Genomic DNA, 20061 nt, shown 5'->3' with positions numbered 1-20061 from the left:
TGTGGACCCGCGCCGCCCGCTGCGCCTCGGCGTAGCAACGAGCACTGCGACGGGCCCGCCGGGGGACGGGTGGGCCGCGCATTCACTCCAGGAGGGCCGGCCCGCGCCGGAACCCGGGTCCATCTCGTCGCGACCCGTGGCCACGACAACAGTCGGGCCGCCCAACTTCAGGAGAGATCTCAGGTGACCGCAAGTCCCCGCACCATCCACCCGCCGACGCTTCGCGACGCGGACGTCCTCGTCAGCGCTCGTTCGCTGGGCGAGTACGTGGACATGTTCGGCCTGGACGAGGCCGATCTGCGGCGACGGATCGTGGACTGCCCCGGCGGCGCCGCCAGCGCGGTGGCGGAGATCTGCGCGGCCGGAGGCGACGCGGTCGCGGTGGACCCGCAGTACGCCCGCGGAGCGGAGGAACTGCGCGCCCGGATCCATGAGGACGTGGATCGTGCGGTGGCGCATCTGCAGCGGCGGGAGCTCCACTACGACTGGGACGTCCGCGGCGGGCTGGCGGGCCACGAGGAGATCCGGCGCACGGCCGCCGAGCAGATGCTCGACCATATGGCCGTCGCCCCCGAGCGTTATATTGCCGGTGCGCTCCCGGGGCTGCCGCTGGCCGATGACTCCGCCGACCTGGTGCTCTGCTCGCATCTGTTGTTCACCTACGCGGACAGACTCGACACGGCCGACCACGTGGCGGCGATCGTCGAGATGGCGCGTGTGGCCCCGGAGGTCCGGATCTATCCGTTGGTCGACCACGCCGGCAACCCGTTGCCCGAGCTGGTGCGCAGCGTGATCGCCAAGCTCAAGAAGGAGCGACTGACAAGCCGGATCGAGCCCGTCGTGCGGCCCTTCCAGCTGGCCGCCACCACCCAGTTGGTGGTGGAGCGCACCGGGAATTGCCGCCCGTAGGAGCCTTGGCGGGTTTCAACCCGCGGGCTCGCGCGGGCCGGCCTGCTCGACCGTCCTACTCGACCGTCCTATTCGGTCGGCGCGCCGGGCTCCAGCCGCAGCGCCTCCTGGCCCGTGAACGGCGAGACCGCGGCCTCGGCGACCAGCGGCTCGGGTCCGCCCACCTCGAGCGCCTGACCAGGTAGGAAGATCGTGCCGCTGGCCAGCGCGAACGCCACGATGTCGCACATCTGACCGTAGACCGCGTTGGGCGGAGCGGTCACGTCCAGCCGTTCGAGATCCATCCGCCCGAACCTGCCCAGGCCCGTGGTGTACGCGCACGACGTGGACTCGGACTGCATCCCCGCGCGGATCCCGACCAGCGCCGGGGCGGGGACGGGGTTCGCGGTCACGAGCTCGCGGTAGGGGCCGGCGGGCAGGGTCGTCGCCGCGCCGCCCACGGTCACGGCCACCGAGCCCGGCAGCGCGGTCAGTGCTGCGGCGACGTTCGCGACCGCCAACTCACAGCGCAGCGTCTCCAGGCGGGGGTCCATGTATTCGGGAGCGGTGGGCTCGTCGTCGTCGCCCGGCGGTCCCCACCGGAACGCCGCCACCACGACCTGCGAACGGTGCGTGTCCACCACGGCCTCCTGCCCGTTCCACATCGCCAGGTCGGCGGTGTAGCGGGAGGCCTCGCCGTCGGGGACGGGCGAATCGACCGTGGAGACGATCACGGTGGCGTCCTCGATGTGGACAGCGGTGGCCGGGTCCTCGTCGGTGCCGGGCTCGACCTCGTAGGCGCCCTCGAAGATCTCTGCGAGCAGCTCACCCACTTCGCGGTGGCCGGGTGCCGGGCGGTCGAGCAGGACCAGCGCCACGGGGGTCTGCTTCCAGGACAGGTCCTCGCCGGTCTGGGGATCGACGGGCGCTTGCACGGGGGCGGCAGGCTGGCCAGGCTCGGCGGGCTGACCCGCTGGGTTGGGCCGGCCAGGTTCGGCGGGCTGCTCGGGCTGGCCGCTGTTGGGCGTCTGGCTCATGCGAGTGAGGCTAACGCCTGCGACGCCCGGGGCCCCCGCCGCCTGGTCACAGCCACTCACGTTCTCCCAAGAGCCAGGCCGCCGGAAACGCGACTTGCGACCACTCGCCGAGGGTGCCCGACGGAGTAGCGGATCCCGGGAGAGAGCGCGGCGGTACGCCCGCGACCCGCCGGCTCAGTGCGTGAAGAAGTCGATCACCAGACGCTCGAACTTGTCCTTCTGCTCGATCATGGCCCAGTGGCCACAGCGGGAGAAGGAGTGCAGCTCGGCCTTGGGCAGCTGGCGGAATGCGAAATGGGCCTGCTCGTAGGGGAGCATGCGGTCATCGCGGCCCCAGATGAGCAGGGTCTCCTGGCGGATCTGCGAGGCGCGCGCGTACAGCGGGGTGTAGGCGTTCTCGGGCTTGAGGATCGAGCCGAAGATCGAGTACATACGCTCCACCGCACCAGGCGCGGTGGCGGCCTCTGTGCGGGCGCGGATGAGTTCGTCGGAGACGACCTTCTTGTTGCCGACCATCGTGTCGACCCAGGCGGCCATCTTCTCTTCGGTCGGCTCGGCGAGGAACTCGAACAGGCGGCGCGAGCCCTCGCTGGGCTCCGGGGTGAACAGCGGCGCGGCGAGTCCGCCGGGTCCCATGAGCGCCATCTTGCGGACGCGGTCCGGGTAGGCGAGCGCGGCCTCGCAGGCGACGTTGCCGCCCATCGAGTTGCCCACGATGTCGACCTTCTCGATGCCCTTGGCCTCGCAGAACGCGTCGACTGCCTCCGCCGCGATCTTCGGGTACGCCTTCTCCCATTCCAGGTCGCCGCTCTTCCCGAAGCCGGGCATGTCCAGCAGGATGGTGTGGAAACGCTCGGCGAAGACCGGGAAGTTGCCGGCGAAGTTCGACCAGGCTGTGACGCCGGGGCCGGACCCGTGGAGGAACAGGACGGGCACCGAGTTCTCGGGCTCGGCGACGCTGTTCTCGCCCGCCTCGTGGTAGTGCAGCTCGAAGCGGCCGGCGGTGATGGTCTTGCTGGTGGACTCGAAGTCGAGGGCGCTCATACGCCCAGGGTACTAGAACACGTTCTAGGCGACTGTCGGATGTCCCGAGCCGGCCGGCGACGGGGCCGGACCTGAGAAAAGGCTCCGAAATGACGTCAGCCGCGCGGGGAGTCCCTGAAACATCCCCGCGCGGCGATGCCGTGGACATTACTAGAAAATCCTCAGGTGACAAGTACGTAACAATTATGATTCGTGTCACATCCGTGACATGTCAGCCGTGCGCCTACCCGCAGCGGCGCGGCCGGGCCCAATTGGACGTCTGTTTCGGACCGCGCCACTGCTGTTCACCTCCCGGATGCCGGGGAGGATCAGCCCATCACGCGCGCGAGGAACGCGGTGGCGTCCGGCGTCGCGGCGTACACGGTCCCGCTGTGATCCTGGTCGGAGTATACCCGCAGCTCGAGCGGCTGGCGGTTCAGCGTCATCTCGGCCGCGAGCGACAGCGCGGCCGGCGCCGGCACGTCGAGATCGAGCAGCCCCTGGCCGAGGAACACCGGCCGGTCGTAGCCGACGGCCGGGGTGCCCATGTAGCGCTGCAATTTGCCGAACACGTCGGGGATGTCATTGAGCGGGCGCTGGAGCGCCTGCGAGACCTGGAAGCCGCCGACCTTGTCCCTCATCGCGGCGTAGCAGAGGGTTTCGGCGGAGTCGACCATGTCCCGGCCCGCCGGGGTGAGCAGCGAGTTGACGTCCAGCTCGGGGTGCTGGTCGCGGAACCCGGCGAGGATGTAGAACGCGTACAGGTTGAGCCCGGTGGGCAGTTTGACCGGCGGGAAACCGGGCCCGCCCCACTGGAAGATGTGCTCGATGTTGGCCGGCGCGCCGGTGGCCACCACGCCGCGGTAGTCCAGTCCGGCGGGCGCACCGAGCTCTGTCGCGCGGACCGCGGTGTTGAGCGCGGCGCCGGCGCCCTGCGACTGACCCACGAGCGCCCACGTCGGCGAGAGGGGGAGGTCGGAGCTTCGTGCGGCGATCACGGAGTCGACGATCGCCTGCCCGGTGGCCGGCCCGTTGAGGTAGCTGAGCAGGCCGGGGGTGCCCAGCCCCACGTAGTCGGAGGCCACCACGGCGTAGCCCTGGTCGAGCCAGTGGCCGAGGTACTCGGCGTCGCGGTCGGAGCGCGGCTGGGTCGAGGGCGCGCAGTCGTCGCCGAGGCCGGTGGTGCCGTGGGCCCACGCCACGACGGGCCAGCCGCCGTCCGGTGCCTCGCCGTGCGGGAGGAACACCGCGGAGGCGGAGATGGCGGGCTGTCCGTGCTGGTCGATGGTGCCGTAGACCTGTCGCACCGCCCGTCCGGCCTGCGGCAGCGAGAGCGCGGGGTCGAGCGGCATGGTGGCGGCCACGCCGCCGGGCGCGGGGATCGGCGCCGTCCACTGGCGGGTGTCCATGCCGGACCACGTGGGCGCGGGGTTGGGCGAGGCCGCCGGTGCGGCCGCCGCGGGGACGGTGAGAGAGGCGACGACGACGGCAGCCGCAGAAGAACCGAGCAGCTTCCGGGCGCGGCGGAATGTGAGGGAGTTCATAAGCGGAGTGTAGTCCGTCGTTAATTCCGCTCACAGCCTTCTGGCGTCCGGCCCGGAATCGACCGGTGTCCGGCGCTGTGGACAGAACCTAGGATCGCCGCCATGCACGTTCTCGAGATCGGCGCGGATATACCCGACCCACTGGCCCCGTACCTGGAGGTGGATCGGTCCTCGCCCCGGCACGAATGCTGGGTCGCCGGGCACATGGTCGCGGGGTTGGATGGAACTGCTGCGGTCGGCGGCAGGGTCGGTGCCCTGTCCACCCGGCCGGACCAGGCGTTGTTCCGCAGCATGCGGCAGATCGCCGACGTCGTTCTGGTCGGAGCCGAGACGGTCCGGCGCGAAGGATATGGGCCGGTGCGGCTGTCCGAGGACGCGCAGGCACGGAGGCGGGAGCTGGGCAAGCCGGCCACTCCGCCGGTCGCCGTGGTCAGCAGGAGCCTGAATCTGGACGGGGCGGCCAGCGTGTTCGCCGATGCTCCCGAGCACGCCCCGACGGTGGTCATCACCTGTGCGGGGGCCGATCCGGGGCGCCGCGCGGAGGTCGAGGAGTTCGCCGAGGTCATCCTGGCCGGCGACGAGCGTGTGGAGCCGGAGAAGGCTATGCGTGCGCTCTCCGGCCGCGGGCACGGCGTCGTGCTCTGCGAGGGCGGCCCCACCTGGCTGGGCGAACTCGTGGCGGCGGACCGGCTCGACGAGTTGCTGCTGTCCATCTCCCCGATGATGGGCGGCGACCCGTTGCCCGTGTCCGTGACACCTCCCGGAACCGGCATCGCCAGGTTCGACCTGAAGGGCGTCATGGCCGAGGACGGCACAATCTTCCTCCGGTACGAGGCTGCGGCAGACCAGGCGGAGACTGACGAGAGGTCCGACCGATGAGTGCGGACGCCTTCGGCCGGCTGATGGCGTCGGCGGATCCGGCGATGATCGTGGTCACCACGGTCGCGGAGAACGAGCCTGCGGGATGCCTCGTCGGTTTCCATGCCCAGTCGAGTATCTCCGCCGAGCACTATTGCCTGTGGCTGTCCAAGGCCAATCACACCTACCGGACCGGGCTGCGTGCCACGCACTTTGCAGTCCATTTCCTCACTGAAGCCGATCTCGCGGTCGCCGAGTGGTTCGGGACCCGGACGGGGGAGACGACCGACAAGTTCGCGGGTCGCGGTTCCGACGGACGCGTGACGGACACCGACGAGCACGGCCTGCCGCTGCTCAGGGACTGCCCCAACCGGATGGTGGTCGAGAGAATCGCGATGCTTGACGACGGGGGCGACCACGCCTGCTTCACCACTCGGGTGCTCTCGGCGAACACCGAGGGGACGTTCACGCCCCTGCGACTGAGCGACGTGGCGCACTTAGACGCCGGCCGATCGAGCGAGTCCCGGGCGGTGCATCCCTGACCGGAACCCGCTCGAGTGCGGACGAGTTGGTTGACCCAGGTGATTACGCTGCTGATTCGATCACGATCCGAGCAATGACCCCAGCGAGCCCATCGGTGAATCATCGTCCGACGGGATGGTGGGCTTGACCGGAGCCGGCGCGCCTTCCGGGAAGGTGTCCGGCGTTGTGGTCTCGGGTTCACCCTCGTCCGGGAAGTGAGTCCACCGCACGGAAGGGCAGTCGTTGCTTCCGACCATCACCTCACCGAGCACGATGTCACCGTCAGCGAATCCCAACGTCAGTTCCGCGCCGTTGCTGACCATGTCACGATTCGGGTACCACCAGTGGTAGGCCTGACTGTTCGCCGGATTGTCGTCGTATTCCTCGACCTTGGCCAGGGTCTCGGCGGGGGTCTCCTCGGAGTACTGGGCATCGATGTAGGTCAGGCCGCCGTAGCTCTCGCTGTCGAGGCGGATGGGGCGCTGCTCGGTGTACTGGCCGTCCCAGTTGATCTCCCACATGTTGTAAGGATCGTCGAAGTAGTTCGCCTCAGTGCACTCCGGCACGTCGGCGAGGGTGTACGGGGACGTGAATCCGGGAGCCAGCGAGCCGAGTGAACCGGTACCGATCGAACCCGAGCTGAATGAGTCGCTTCCGGGGGCGGCGGAGGCCACCCCGCTCAAACTAGAGCCGAGGAGCAGGGCGAACGCCGATCCAGCGGCAACTTTCTGTGCAATACGGTTCATGCAGGGACCTTCCAGTGTGGAGAACGCGAGACGTAACAGACAATCTCACGGTGACGTAGATCACACAAGGGTGTTGATTCAGGCGACGGTGTAGAGCAGCTCGGACATATCGGCCGCAGCGGCTACCTCGACCGCGCCAGCATCCAGGCTTGGGCGAGACGGTCCTGGACTCCAGGCGTCAGTCGCTTCATCCCGAACCGATCCAGCACGTGTCGGAAGCGCTCCTCGTCCGAGTCGAACCGGGCCAGATCGGAATCGATCATGACATTGACGATCTCCTCGAGCGGCAGGTCCGTCAGCGCTCGCTCGGTATCGAGACGGAAGGTGTCCAGATTCTCCGGCTGCACGCTGTCGGGCCACACGAACTCCTCGCCGTGCGTTGTATGGCGCCACTGCGAGGGCAGGTCGGCGAACAGGACCTCCCGAATCTTCGAAGACACCCTTCGTACGTCAAAGCAGGTTCCCACTCGTCGCGCGAGCTCTTCCGGCGTCATCGGAGCCTCCGCGGCCACCACTTCTCGAAGCCTAGTTTCGATCCGCGCCCGGACCTCAGGCGAGACCGGCGCCACCAGATCCTCCTTGGCCCCCAACATCTCGTCGGCGACGCGGACGAATCCGACCTGACGGACGTGCTCCGGGACGCGGGCAGGTGCCGGGTCGGGCGCGGGAGCCGGTTCCGCGACCACTGCCGACCGGACGGACGGCTCCGGCGCGGAGCCCGGCTGCGGCACCGGCGGCTGCTCTGACGCGGCCGCAGCATCAACGCGCTGGTGCTCCTGGTGCCGCTCGATGTACTGCTCGACCGCGATGTCGTCGGCCTCAGCCCACTCCACGGGCTCGACCTCCTCAGGCTCTTCCGCTTCCGCCGCTTCCGCCGCGGTCGCAGCTGCCTCAGCGGCGAGGCGCGCGGCTTCCCGCTCGCGGTCCGCGACCAGTCGCTCTTCGGCGATCCGGCGCGCATTCTCGAACTCCCGATCCCGCTCGGCCAGCACCGCGGCGGCGCTACGAACGGCCCTGGTGATCTTCTGCACCACGTCCTCCGGATGCGCGTGCCACTCGGGCAGCCACACCCGCTCTACCGAGCCCCAGCGCATCATCCCGCCGAGCAGGCCGGGAGTCATCTCTCTGTCAGCCACGGTCGGCATGTCGGCCCACCGCCTGCTGTCCAACAGCACCGCGCATTCCCAGCGCTCGGAATCACGGTGGCGCACGGCGAGGTCCACTGTGAATTCGGAGAGGCCGTACTCACAGCTCACCTCAAATCCTTCTCGCCGAAGTCGCTCGGCGAGATCGTCACGGATCGAGTTCTTGATCCGCGCTGCGGAACGTTCGTCGGCGGCGTCTACGTGCGCGGACTCGAGATATCCGCGAAGGTCGGCGAGACCCTTGGAGGACGTACGGGCAAGGTCGATGTCGGCGGCGTCGAACGAGGAGAACACCACCACTTTTCGCCTGGCCCGCGTCACGGCGACGTTGAGTCGCTTCTCGCCGCCGGTCCTGCTCAACGGGCCGAAGTTCATCGGCAGTCGGTCGCCGGGCGACTTTGCGGAGAACGCGGTGGAGAACAGGATCACGTCCCGCTCATCGCCCTGGACGTTCTCCAGGTTCTTGACCACCAGCGGGTCCTCGTCGTCACTCAGTCTGGCGCTGACCAGTGGGTCGTCGCTGGCTTCCAGCGCGTCCAGGATGAGATCACGCTGCTGGATGTTGAAGGTCACCACGGCGATCGACTGCGCGGACAACACCGGATCGTTCACCCGCTCGACGATGTGGTCGACGATCGCCTCGGCTTCGATGGGGTTGGTGCGCAGTCGGGGCGTGATGCCGTGGCGGAACCTTGGCGCCTCTCCGTCCGGCCACTGTCGGGGAATCGAGCGATAAAAGTGCCCGGCGACGCGTCGGAGCTCGATTCCGGCATCGGGCTCCCCACCGGGCGAAGGCAGGCTGGACAGCTCTCCTTCGTAGTACTGGGCGTTGGAGAACGCGATCAGCCGCTCGTCCTGAGAGCGGTAGTGCCATGACAGCCAGAGACGCGGCAGCCCGGATTCCACACATTCGGTGAGGATGCTGTCCAGATCGGCCGGCACCACCTCGGCGTCCGCGTCGATGTCGAAGTCATCGTCGGACCCGCCCGAGGAGGAGCCGAACTTGCTGGGAGGCATTTGCTGGCTGTCGCCGACGATCACAGCAGAACGTGCCCGCCCCAATGCGCCGACGGCCTGGTCGACGGTCACCTGCGAGGCTTCGTCGAAGATCACCAGGTCGAACAAGGGGCCGTCGGCGGGGACGAACGTGGCCAACGAGGTCGGGGAGACGAACAAGCACGGAGTGGCGGAAGTGATGGCGTCGCCGTATCGCTCCACGAGGCGCCGGAAGCTCAGCCCACCGCGCTTGGCGTTGAGCTGGCGACTCAGCTCGGCAACCTCGCCGGAGAGTCGGTCGGCACGGAAGGGCCGGGCGTCGAGGAGACGCGCGGCCAGGGCATTGGGTGCTTCCTCCCGGATTCTGAGCGCAGCGCGGTCGAACTCCTCGACATCGCCGTCTCGGAGGATCGGATCAAAGCCGGCCAGGCCGAACACGGCGGAACGCTCGGACACCGACGCCTCGGCGAGCCCCCGGCGTAGCGCCACTGTCGTCTCCACCGGATCGATTGCTCCGGACAGAAGGACGTCGACAGCTTTGCCCAATCCAGCCTGCACGAGCGGGGTGAGCGACCGCATCATCTCCGCGGTCCGCCGCACCACACCGCCGCCGCCGGCGGCGAGCTCGTCCGCCCACCGGGGAGCCGCCTCGCGCACCCGGCTCACCCACGGCGTACCGGTGGCCCAGCGTCCCAGTCGCTCCGGTGAGATGTCCAGGACCGTTCGCACCTGCACCCAGGCCTGATCGAACTCGCGGATCGCGGCGATGTCCGAGTAGCACACGCCGTCCCGCGCGATCATTTCCCGGAGAGGTGCATGGTCCCGGGCGAACCGGGCCTGTGCCTCGATAGAGTCCGCGATGGCGTCGAGCGTGGACGCCTCCTTGTGCAGGTCCATGGGAAGTGCCTCGTCCAGGCAACCGCGGCCGAAATGCGGACTGGAGACGAGGAGACTGTTTAGCTGGCCGGTGAGATCGTTCATCTCCTGCCGCGCCCGGGCGACGTCGGCAGCGAGGTCGGCGAACCGTTCCGGAGCCACTAGCGATGGATTCACGACGAGGTCGGTCAGGGCCGCGTCGAAGGCGGCGCGACGCTTCTTCTTGCCGAACATCTTGTCGTCGATCGCTGCGGCGAGCTGGGCGGCTGCGCCGAAGTCGCCCTCGATCAACGCGCGATCGGGAACGAGTGCTCGAACTGGCGTGATGCGCTGGGTGAACGACTGGACCGCTACCGCGAGTTCCCGGTAGCGACCCGCCAACTCACGGCTAGGACCCGAGTCGAGATCTCGTGCAGGGACCTCGCCGTGCTCGTGTAGCTCGGTCAGGTGCGCGACCAGCGGGGTGAGGACGTCCGTGGGGGACGCGCCTGACTCGCGTACCCCGTCGGTGCCCGGGAGGGCCGAGGCGGCCTCGATCGCGACCCGGACCGGCTCAGGCAGCGCCTCAAGTGCTGACCGAAGCCGCGTGACGGCCGCGGTCAACTCCTCGTCGGTGGCTGTGGCGGCACCGGGCCCGACGAGGTCCCAATCAGGGTTCGCCCCGGGGGTGGTGCTTCGTGCAAGACGCTCGAAGTCTCGCAACGCGTCCTCGAGAAGCAGTTCGTCGATCTGCCCGTCTCCGACGAGCCGCGGATCCACGGGCAGGGCCGCGCCCGGGCCACATTCGTCCAGTGTGGTGACCGCGCTCCACAGCGAGTAACCCGCGGCGTTCGCGGTGTGGATCTTGCCCGGATACTCCTCGAGTGGGGCGAGGCGAGCACGGTACCGATCCACGACGGTGCGCCACGATCGGTCGTCGTAGTCCACCCTCAGGTCGATCGATGCCTTGAGCTGTCGGCGGATACTCGCCGGCTTCTGCTCCACTCCGTGGAGGTCCAGGGTGAAATCGGCGAGCCCCACCTTCTGCAGGCGGGACTTCACCACGTCGAGGGCCGCCTGCTTCTCGGCCACGAACAGGATGGTCTTGCCCTCGAGGAGGCTGTGAGTGATGAGATTGGTGATGGTCTGGGATTTGCCGGTTCCGGGTGGGCCCTCGAGAACGAACGTGCGGCCTTGCCCGGCGGCGACGACGGCCCTCATCTGAGCACCGTCGGCCGCGATGGGCAGCGTCAGCCGATCTTCGCGTACCTCGATGTCGCGCAGATCCGTGTCACCGACCGGATCGCTGAACGACGTTCCGGACTTCTCAACGAGATGCCGGAACACGGGAGACCTGTTGAAGGATGTCCAATGTAGATCGAGGTCGCGCCACATCCCGTATGTCGAGAACTTGCAGATACCCACGTAGGCGCTCTCTCGCACCTCGTACGGCAGAGAGTGCGAGGCCAGGGACCGGCTGATCTCGGCCAGCGCCCGATGGATGTCCAGGCCACTGGAGTCCAGCGGTGGTTCGTTGAGCGCCGGGATCACGGCATCGTGCTTGGCACGTAGCCATTCCACGAGGGTGTAGTTGGGCGTGGCCTGGGTGGAGGTGTCGACAATGATCGAGAACCGCGAATGACCGGATCCTCCGGTGATCTTGACCGGGATGAGGAAGAGCGGTGCCTGTGCGGGCTTACCGGTGGAGGTGGTGATCTCCATGCTGCCCAGGGTCAGGTACAGGTTGGCGCTGCCGGTTTCCTCGAACAGCGTGCGGACGTTCCGCGCCAGGCCGCGGAGCCGATTCCGGTACGCGGCTTCGGTGACCTCGATATGCACTCGGCGACGAGAGGTCAGCTCGTCCATCAGCTGCTCACGGGGGAGTTCTGTGACATCCGAGATCCCCTGCAGCCGACGCAGGTCGGTGACCGCGTCCTTGCCGAGAAGTTCCACCGATGCGCCCGCGTGGATGAGGTCATCCAGCTCCGCCAGCCCCTCGGAGGGCACGATCAGCTCCAGTACATCCGCGCCGGGCTTGATGTTGAGCAGCCGGTTCCGCAGGGTGAGGTCGAGCAGCGATTGCTTCCAGTTCCGCACACGAGCCGGGGAATCGTCCGAGCGTATGGCGCGGCCCACGTCGTCGTCCTCCCCGGGCCCGCCGACGGCCGGCAGCACCCAATCGTCGGCCTTGCTGCGCTTCTGCGATCCCATGGAGTCTGCGTCGACGTCGAGCTCCGCGGTGGAATCCGTGGGGAGCGGACGCATGCCGTCACGACGGCTCGCGGCGACGTCGATGAGCCCGCGGACGGAGGTGTTCGACAGGATCTCGCGCCCGCGTGTGCTGGCCTCGGCAAAGCTCACATCGTCGTAGAACACGGCATCTACCGGCAATAGGGCGTCCGACGTCACCAGGTTGCGGATCGCCCCGGCTTCCAGCAGAACCGGGCCGGTCAGGGTCTGCTCGGCGAGCATGATCCCGGTCAGGGCGTGTCCCTCCACCATTGCCACCACGGGATGCAGGCCGGCAGCCTCGCAGACTGCGCTGTACGTCACGGCCAGATCGACGCAGGTGCCGAAGCGCGTACTCAGCACTTCGGAGGTCGACCGGATGCGTTGCCCGGTGTTCTCGAACGAAGCAGGCGGGTTGATGTATCGGATCCCCTCGGCTTTGAGCGCTTCGTAGATCGCCAACGCAATGGTCGCGGCGCGTTTCGCACCCGCTTGGTATCCCTGGAGTGACGAGTCGCCCGTCCGTTCCTGGAGCAACCGCGACGCACCTGCGAGGATTTTCCGGACCTCAGGAGTGTTGGGCTGGACGAACGCCGTGAGTGATTCGAAGAACGCGGGGGCGTTGAACCACTCGTTCTCGGCGAGGATGCGGAACGGTGGGCGCACAACGGTCACTTCGGCCAGGTCGACATCCCGGCCCGTGAGGTCCGCTTCTTCTGCCAGGTCGTCAGCGCTGATGGTGTCGATTCCCACGCCCGGGTCGCCCTCGAGTCGAAACTCCAGATCGGCCGGATAGCTCTCAGTCTGACCGACGATCTTGGAGAGGTGAGGACGTATCAACCCACGGTCTGGTGAGTAGTATCCGGAGTGCGGCTCCACCGCGGGAATTTCGATCGTTGCGCTGTGTCCGAGCTCGCGGCCGTCGACGGCCGTCAGAGTAGCGACGACGGTGACGCGGCCCGTGCGCTCGCTCGAGCTCCTGTTGATCGCCTCGACGTCGTGGATCACCGGGTTCGAGTTGTGTGCCAGGGCGTAGTTGGTGGCGGGGAAATGCCGGACCGTCACCTCCAGCGAACCTCTCCTGAGGATTGATTCGGTGAATATCGATGACGAAGACATGCGGACTCCTCGTGGAACTGTCACCCGGTACGCGATAGGTGAGGACAACTTTAACGATGTGGTCAGACAAGCCGACCGCCGGTGGACTTCCACCGACGGCCGACCTCGTGCTCATCCGCCCGGGACGGGAGCTCGTCTCATTCACTCACTCAGCTTGAGCGCCTCGCGGTAGGTGAGCTTGCGCCCGGTCTGCATGATCGAACGGCGGTAGATCCGCTCGGCCACGCCGATCACCAGGGCGGCGGCCACCAGCGAGACGATCATCGCGACGATCGGCTCCCACCAGGCCGCGGAGCCCTCGACGAGTCGGATCGGCATGGTGACCGTCGACATGATCGGGATGTACGAGGCCACGACCTGCCAGGTGCCGGAGACGAACAGCCCGCCGAAGGTGGCGATCATGATGAGCGTCAGCACGGGGGAGGCGGTGGACTGCACGTCCTCGGCGCGGGTGGCCAGCGCCCCGGCCACGGCGAACAGGCAGGCCAGCGCCACGAACCCGATCACGAACAGGGCCAGGTACCAGGCGGCGGCCCCGGCCATCGCCGGCAGGAGCGCGGTGTACTCGGTGAAGGACAGACCGATCAGGCCGATGCCCACGAACAGCACCATCTGCCCCATCGCGAGCACGGTGGCGCCCACAACCTTGCCCACCAGCAACTGCCGCAGCGGGATGGCGGCGGCGAGGATCTCCACGATCCGCGACTGCTTCTCCTCCACCACGCTGTTGGCGATCGCGTATCCGAACAGGATCGCGGCCAGGTAGAACAGGAACACAAAGACGAATCCGGCGATGAACTGCACGCCCTCATCGGCGGCGCCGTCGGGGTCGAGGAGCCGTTCGCCCACCTCGGAGCCGGCGGTGAGGTCGCCGACCGTGGTGCCGGCAGCGGCCGCGTTGGTCTCCAGGGCGTCGGCGGCCACGGTGGCGCCGATCAACCCGGCCAGCGAGCTGTCGACGGAGTCGGTGCCGACGAGGGTCCACTCACCGGGCGCACCGATCAGGGCGGCGTCGGCGTCACCGTCGCTCACGGCCTGTTCGGCCGCGGCGACGTCCGGGTACTCGTTGATGGTGACCTCGAGGTCCCCCGGGGCGAACGGCCCGGACATCGCAGCGCCCTCGTCGGCGGTCGCCTGCTCGGCGACCGCCACCGCCTCGGGGGAGGCCACCGCGAGGGTCTTGGACTCGGTCTGGCCACCGACGAAGAACGACACCGCGAACGCGACCACCATGATCGCGAGCGTGGTCAGCGTGGAGATGATGAAGTTGCGGTCCCGCAGCTTGACCATGATCTCGCGGCCGGCGACGATCCGCCACGCCGACTGCGTCTCGGGGGCCGCAGCGCCTGCGCCAGGGCCGGCCCCGGCGCCGCTGTCGGTGGTTGTATCGGACGGGAAAGGGAACTGGTCGGTGGTGGTCATACCGTCACCTCGCGGTAGATATCGGACAGGGTGGGGACGACCTCGGCGAACTCGCGGACGCTGCCGCGGGCCATGGCCTCGCGCAGGACGGCGTCGGCGCCGTCGGGGCTGCCGCCGCCGCTGAGGTCGAGCAGGGCGATGGGGCCGTCGACGTCCACCACGTGGACGCCGGGCAGATCGCGCACCCAGCCCGCGTCGCCGCCCACCACCAGGCGATGCAGGACGCGCCCGCGTCGCCGGAGGTCCTCGACGGTGCCCTGGGCGACGACGCGGCCGCGCGAGAGCACCACGAGCTGGTCGCAGAGTCGCTCGACCAGATCGAGCTGATGGGAGGAGAACAGCACCGGCACGCCGCGGGTGGTGTGCTCGCGCAGCAGGTCGACCATCGAGTCCACGGCCACAGGGTCCAGACCGGAAAACGGCTCATCGAGCACGAGCAGCTCGGGACCGCCGATCACGGCGGCGGCGATCTGCACGCGCTGCTGGTTGCCCAGCGAGAGCGACTCGAGCTTGTCGTTCAGCCGCTCACCCAGGCCGAACCGGTCGAGCAGGTCCGTGGCGGTGCGGCGGGCGTCGGCGGCGGAGCGGCCCTGGAGTCGTCCCAGGTAGACGAGCTGGTCGAGGATCGCCTGCTTGGGGTAGAGCCCACGCTCCTCGGGCATGTAGCCGAACGTGCGGCGGTCGGCGACGGTGGCCTCGTGGCCGTTCCACAGCACGCGACCGGCGGTGGGCTGCAGGACGCCCATGATCATGCGCATGGTGGTGGTCTTGCCGGCGCCGTTGCCGCCTACGAAGCCGGTCATGGTTCCACGTGGAACCATGAACTCGACGTCGTTCACGGCGACGGTGTCGCCGAAGCGTCTGGTCAGTCCGTCGATGCGGAGCATGGTGTCCTTCCCTGACCCGCCGTCCCTTCCGGGGCCGCCGGTCGATTGTCCTGATGACACCCTTGACGTTATGGCGCGGCGCGGCGAAGCGGATCAGCCGTGAGGGGGAAATCGGTGCAGGGCAGCGGTACTCGTCTCCCCCTCAAGGTGGAGAGCCGGCACTCCGGTACGCATTCTCGGCCGTCGACCAGGGAGTTTGCTGACCGAAGTGACGGCTCGGCTCTTAGCGACGCGGGACGGTCAATCACCTGGCCGGACGAGTCCGGCCTCGTACGCCAGGACCACGGCCTGCACACGGTCGCGAAGGTGCAGCTTGGACAGGCACGCCGAGACGTGGGATTTGACGGTCGCCTCGCCCACCACGAGTTCGGCGGCGATCTCCGCGTTGGACAGCCCCCGCGCGACGTGCCGCAGGACCTCGCGTTCGCGCGCGGTCAGCGCGTCGAGCGTGGGGGAGGACGCGGCCGGGGCGCGGTGCGTGGTCGGGACGCCGGGGTCGACGACGAGGCCGTCGCCCGCGATGCCTTCACCGGCAACATCGCCGAGACCCGCGTCGCCGGAATCAGCCGGCAAGGCGGTCATCTTCTCGATTACCCGGCGGGTCACCTCGGGTGCGAGCAGGGCGTGCCCGAGGGCGACGGCCCGGATGCCGTCCACCAGGTCGTCGGGGTCGGAGTTCTTGAGCAGGAAGCCGCCGGCGCCGGCGCGGAGGGCATCGAAGAGGTAGTCGTCGCGGTCGAAGGTGGTGAGGATGAGCACGCTGGACAGGCCTTCGTCCACGATCCGGGTGGTCGCCTCGATGCCGTCCATCCCGGGCATCTGCACGTCCATGAGCACCACGTCGGGTCGGAGTTCGCGGCACGCCTCGATCGCGGCCGCACCGTCGGCGGCGTCGCCGATCACCTCGATGTCGTCCTCGGCGCTGAGCATCATCGAGAACCCGGATCGCATCAGCGGCTGGTCGTCCACCACGAGCACTCGCAGTACCCCGGGGCAGGCCTGGTCGGACTCCGGGCCGCTGCCGTCGTTCTCGGGTGGAGGCGGTGGCGGTGGTGGTGTCGTCGTCATCGCTCCTCCTCATCGCCGGCGCCGTACGGCAGGCGGACCCGCACGCGGTAACCCCCGGTCACCCGGGGGCCGATCTGGCATTCACCATGGTGGGAGCGGACGCGCTCGCGCATCCCGAGCAGGCCCAGGCCGCTGCCGGAGGTGCCGGGGCGCGGCCGGCCCTCGTCGAGGATCTCGACCTCCACGTAGGGAGTATGGTCGGGGCGCTCGCCGGTGCGCAGGACCACGCTCGCGCGGGTCGCGGTGGAGTGCCGGCGGACGTTGGCCAGCGCCTCCTGCACCGTGCGGTACAGCGACGAGCCGGTCAGCGGTGGGACCTCGGCGACCGGATGGGAGGGGTCGACGGCGACGTCAAAGCTGGTCGCGAAGCCGGCGGTGTCGTGGGAGGCCACCAGTGTGGCCAGCTCGTCGAGGCCGTGGCCGGCGGAGCGCGACCCGGTGTCCGCCGCCGGGACGGGGGCGGCCTCCTCCGAGCGCAGCGCGCCGAGCAGCGCCCGCATCTCGCCGACCGCCGACCGCGAGGAGCCCTCGATCGTGCGCAGCGCCTCGGCGGCGGCCTCCGGGTTGCGGTCCATCACCCGGCGCGCGGCGGCGGCCTGGACCCCGATCGCCGCGATGTGGTGGGCCACCACGTCATGCAGCTCGCGCGCGATCCGCAGCCGCTCCTCGGTGACCGCGGCATCACGCAGGGCCTCGGCCTGGCGCTCGATGGTCAGCGCCTGCTCCTGGAGCGCGAACTGACGGTGCGCCGACCGCCACGCGCTGATGCCGAGCGCGGCGGCGCCGCCGAAATACACGACGTTGATCAGGGCGGTGTAGACGAGATAGGAGGGCACGGCGGGGAACAGGCCGCCGGCGTGGTCGGTCTCCGACACCGCATCGAGGATCTGCTGCATGCCCGAGCCCAGGGCCAGGTACCAGGCCATCCACACGCCCAGTGCCGCCGCGATTCCGGCCGCGACCCCCACCAGCGCACGGCGGTCCCTCGCCCAGGCCACGCACGAGTAGACCGCAACGAAGTACAGCACCTGTTGGGACAACTGGCCCATGACGATCGGCATCACGCTGCCCAGAATCAACAGATGTAGCGTCGCCGCGATCCCGGTCGTCAGCGGGAGGCGGCGGCGGATCGCCAGGAGCGCGGCCGCGGTGGCCATCGACAGGTACTGGCCCCAGATCGGAGCGGTCTCCCCTTCCAGGACGCCCATGCTGCGCAGGATCTCGATGCCCAGCGCCGAGCACGCGAACATCACCACGGCGAGAGTGATGTCGGCGCGGAGGTAACCGGGAGGTAGCGGACGGATCCACGGGTCCTCGGCGTCGAAGAGGCGGTTCAGGCGGGACCACACGGATACGAGCCTATCGGCACGCCGCGCTACGTATCGTGGGCGCGTGCCTGCCAAGAGCATCGACATCCCAGACCTGTCCGGCCAGACGTGGCTGATCACCGGCGCGACCAGCGGGGTCGGCCTCGAGACCGCGCGGTCCGCATCACGGCACGGCGCCCGGGTGATCCTTGCCGTCCGCGACACCGCGCGCGGGCGTGAGGTGGCCGCCGCGCTGCCCGGGCCATCCCGCGTGGTGGAGTTGGACCTCGCGTCACTGGCGAGCGTGCGGCGCGCGGCCTCCGAGCTGCTGGGGGATAGGGGCGACGACGACGAGGTCGGCCGCAACGGCGATGTTCACGGCGGCGAGGAGTTCGGACCGGAGCGGATCGACGTGTTGGTCAACAACGCCGGGGCCATCACGCCGCGCCGCCGCGAGACCGCTGACGGGTTCGAGATGCTTCTCGGGGTCAATGTCCTGGGACCGTTCCTGTTCACCGACCTCGTGCTCCCGCTCGTGCAGCGGCGGGTGGTGATCGTGGGCTCGAACGCACACAAGGCGGCGTCGTTCGACTTCGGCGACCCGCACTTCCGCCATCGGCGCTGGACTCCCGCGAGCAGCTACGCCCAGTCCAAGCTCGGGGACATGCTGTGGGGGCTCGCGCTGGACCAGCGCCTGCGGGACGGGCGGGTCGAGGCCGGCGCCGCCGGGGTGGATGTGCAGGTCACGCACCCGGGGTGGGCTGCCACGGGTATCTCCAACGCCACCGGCAACGCGGCGCTCGACAGCGTGATCACCCGCGTGTGCTCGGTGTTCGCCCAGCCTGCGGCCCAGGCGGCGCTCACCACGATGTACGCCGCGACCCGGCCGCTGCCGCCGTGCAGCTACACCGGGCCGGACGCGATGCGGCACCTACGGGGCATGCCGACGCTCATCGGCCGCAGCGCCGAGGCGTCGGACCCGGCGCTCGCCGAACGACTCTGGGACTTCGCCGAGAAGGAGACCGCAAAGTCCCGATAGCAGCCGGTGAACGTGTACACGAATCGCGGTTTCGTGTACACGTTTCTTGGACGTGTCGAAGGCGCGTACATGTCCGGGTCGCGCAGGATCTGCATGGGCGAGGCGCCTACTCGACAGGCGCTGTCAGGAGTAGTTGGAGGAGATGGTGGTTGATGAAGATCTTCTCGCGGCCGAGTTGTGTCTCGGTAATGAAGTCGGAGTTCACGAGCTTGGAAAGCCAGCGGGAGGCGGTCTGTCGCTTGGCCAATCCGGCCTCTACGACATTGGAGATTCGGATGTACGGCTGTGTGAACAGCAAGCTCACGAGATCTCCCAATGGCAACGATCTGAGATCTTCGTCGGCTCGCATGCGGGCGTCTATGTCTCGTTTGAGTGCTTCGATTTGATCGATGAATCCGCGCGTCCACGCGGCCGTAGATTTGACGGCCTCGGCCATGAAGAGGATCCACTGTTCCCACTCGGCATGCTCAGTGACGCCGCGCAGGCGGGTGTAGTAGTCGTTCTTGTTCCGGACGATGAACCCGGAGAGGTAAAGCACCGGTTCATCGAGAAGGCCAGCCTCGATCAAGTGCAGGATGTTGAGAATCCTGCCGGTGCGTCCGTTGCCATCGGGGAACGGGTGGATCGCTTCGAACTGGTAATGGGACAACGCCATCGCCGTTATCGGGTCGAGGCGGTGGCCCGAGTGGATGAACCGCTCCCAAGCGTCTAGGTGCCTGGTGATGGTGTTGGCTCCACTCGGGGGCGTATAGACCGGCCGACCGCGCACGGGATCTCCGATGTAGGTACCTCCGTGGCCGCGGACCGACACCTCGTGTCCGAGGATTGATGAGCACAACAGCCTGGCGGTGCCCGTGCAGACGGGTCGTCGGTGGAGATCGTCGACTCCGGCCAGTAGCGCGGCTCGGTAGCGAAGAGCTTCCTTTGCCGCGGGGGACACCTCAAATCCCTCGAAGAGACTGTTGGCCTTGAACAGTTCGTCGTTGGTGGTGACGATGTTCTCGATCTCGCTTGATGCCTGGGCTTCGAGGAGTGGGATCGCATTGATGAGAATGCTCGGGTCCGGAAGGCGGCGGCAGGACTCCTGGAGTGCACTCAATTCACGGTGTGCCTCAATCAAGAGTCGGAATACTGCAGGCGTTTCAATTTCCACCCGCGGTGGTAGTTCCGGAAGATCGTTGAACGGCACGTCGGGTCCTGGCCACATGCCTAAAACCTTACGCGATGTGTACACGAATCGTGGTTTCGTGTACACGTTTCTTGGACGTGTCGAAGGCGTGTACATGTCCGGCGGGCGCGCGGGACGACAGATACTGCAACCAAAGGATTGCAGTAGGGCGCAGGGTATGCGACTGTTTTCCTCGGGAGGTGCGTGA

Annotated in this window: 14 protein-coding genes; 4 read left to right on the top strand and 10 right to left on the bottom strand. The window is 68.3% G+C overall.

Features of this window, described 5'->3' with window-relative positions:
* Window positions 1-183: 183 nt before the first annotated feature.
* Entirely contained in the window at window positions 184-909 is a 726-nt protein-coding gene (locus ACWGLC_RS01575) for a hypothetical protein (protein ID WP_452098263.1), read from the top strand.
* A 68-nt stretch (window positions 910-977) separates the two neighbouring features.
* Here ACWGLC_RS01575 and ACWGLC_RS01570 read toward each other — a convergent pair whose 3' ends face one another.
* The 3 genes from ACWGLC_RS01570 to ACWGLC_RS01560 all read right to left on the bottom strand — a co-directional run bounded on the left by ACWGLC_RS01570 (window position 978) and on the right by ACWGLC_RS01560 (window position 4492).
* Window positions 978-1925, bottom strand: a complete 948-nt coding sequence (locus ACWGLC_RS01570; protein WP_452098262.1) for a hypothetical protein — start codon at window positions 1923-1925, stop codon at window positions 978-980.
* A 174-nt stretch (window positions 1926-2099) separates the two neighbouring features.
* Window positions 2100-2969: an alpha/beta fold hydrolase gene (locus ACWGLC_RS01565; protein ID WP_452098261.1), complete on the bottom strand. Its 870-nt coding sequence runs from the start codon at window positions 2967-2969 to the stop codon at window positions 2100-2102.
* Between the two features lie 308 nt (window positions 2970-3277).
* Complete coding sequence (locus tag ACWGLC_RS01560) at window positions 3278-4492, bottom strand: lipase family protein (RefSeq protein ID WP_452098260.1); 1215 nt, start codon at window positions 4490-4492, stop codon at window positions 3278-3280.
* A gap of 102 nt (window positions 4493-4594) precedes the next feature.
* On the opposite strand from ACWGLC_RS01560, the gene ACWGLC_RS01555 reads away from it, so the two are divergent.
* Both ACWGLC_RS01555 and ACWGLC_RS01550 read left to right on the top strand, forming a co-directional pair.
* The gene (locus ACWGLC_RS01555; protein WP_452098259.1) at window positions 4595-5371 is read left to right on the top strand and encodes a pyrimidine reductase family protein; all 777 of its coding nucleotides are present in this window, start codon (window positions 4595-4597) and stop codon (window positions 5369-5371) included.
* A complete protein-coding gene (locus ACWGLC_RS01550; RefSeq protein WP_452098258.1) occupies window positions 5368-5892 on the top strand; it encodes a flavin reductase family protein in 525 nt (174 codons plus the stop codon). The genes ACWGLC_RS01555 and ACWGLC_RS01550 overlap by 4 nt, the downstream gene beginning before the upstream one ends.
* A gap of 60 nt (window positions 5893-5952) precedes the next feature.
* On the opposite strand, the gene ACWGLC_RS01545 is transcribed toward ACWGLC_RS01550, so the two are convergent.
* The 6 genes from ACWGLC_RS01545 to ACWGLC_RS01520 all read right to left on the bottom strand — a co-directional run bounded on the left by ACWGLC_RS01545 (window position 5953) and on the right by ACWGLC_RS01520 (window position 17688).
* Window positions 5953-6618, bottom strand: a complete 666-nt coding sequence (locus ACWGLC_RS01545; RefSeq protein WP_452098257.1) for a hypothetical protein — start codon at window positions 6616-6618, stop codon at window positions 5953-5955.
* Between the two features lie 122 nt (window positions 6619-6740).
* A complete protein-coding gene (locus ACWGLC_RS01540) occupies window positions 6741-12962 on the bottom strand; it encodes a DUF4011 domain-containing protein (protein WP_452098256.1) in 6222 nt (2073 codons plus the stop codon).
* 141 nt (window positions 12963-13103) lie between these two features.
* Entirely contained in the window at window positions 13104-14384 is a 1281-nt protein-coding gene (locus ACWGLC_RS01535; RefSeq protein ID WP_452098255.1) for an ABC transporter permease, read from the bottom strand.
* Window positions 14381-15271, bottom strand: coding sequence for an ABC transporter ATP-binding protein (locus ACWGLC_RS01530; RefSeq protein ID WP_452098254.1), 891 nt, complete (start codon window positions 15269-15271; stop codon window positions 14381-14383). The genes ACWGLC_RS01535 and ACWGLC_RS01530 overlap by 4 nt, the downstream gene beginning before the upstream one ends.
* 240 nt (window positions 15272-15511) lie before the next feature.
* Window positions 15512-16339, bottom strand: a complete 828-nt coding sequence (locus ACWGLC_RS01525; protein ID WP_452098253.1) for a response regulator — start codon at window positions 16337-16339, stop codon at window positions 15512-15514.
* Window positions 16336-17688 carry a sensor histidine kinase gene (locus ACWGLC_RS01520; protein WP_452098252.1) on the bottom strand — a complete coding sequence of 451 codons (1353 nt, stop codon included), beginning with the start codon at window positions 17686-17688 and terminating at the stop codon, window positions 16336-16338. The genes ACWGLC_RS01525 and ACWGLC_RS01520 overlap by 4 nt, the downstream gene beginning before the upstream one ends.
* Before the next feature lie 43 nt (window positions 17689-17731).
* On the opposite strand from ACWGLC_RS01520, the gene ACWGLC_RS01515 reads away from it, so the two are divergent.
* A complete protein-coding gene (locus ACWGLC_RS01515) occupies window positions 17732-18685 on the top strand; it encodes an SDR family NAD(P)-dependent oxidoreductase (protein ID WP_452098251.1) in 954 nt (317 codons plus the stop codon).
* A 106-nt stretch (window positions 18686-18791) separates the two neighbouring features.
* Here ACWGLC_RS01515 and ACWGLC_RS01510 read toward each other — a convergent pair whose 3' ends face one another.
* On the bottom strand, window positions 18792-19874 hold the full coding sequence (locus tag ACWGLC_RS01510) for a Fic family protein (protein ID WP_452098250.1): 1083 nt from the start codon (window positions 19872-19874) through the stop codon (window positions 18792-18794).
* Window positions 19875-20061: the final 187 nt, after the last annotated feature.

The sequence above is a fragment of the Dietzia sp. NPDC055877 genome, assembly GCF_053615975.1.
The sequence above is the reverse complement of the archived record's forward strand: the minus strand, read 5'-3'. Positions and strand labels throughout refer to the sequence as shown.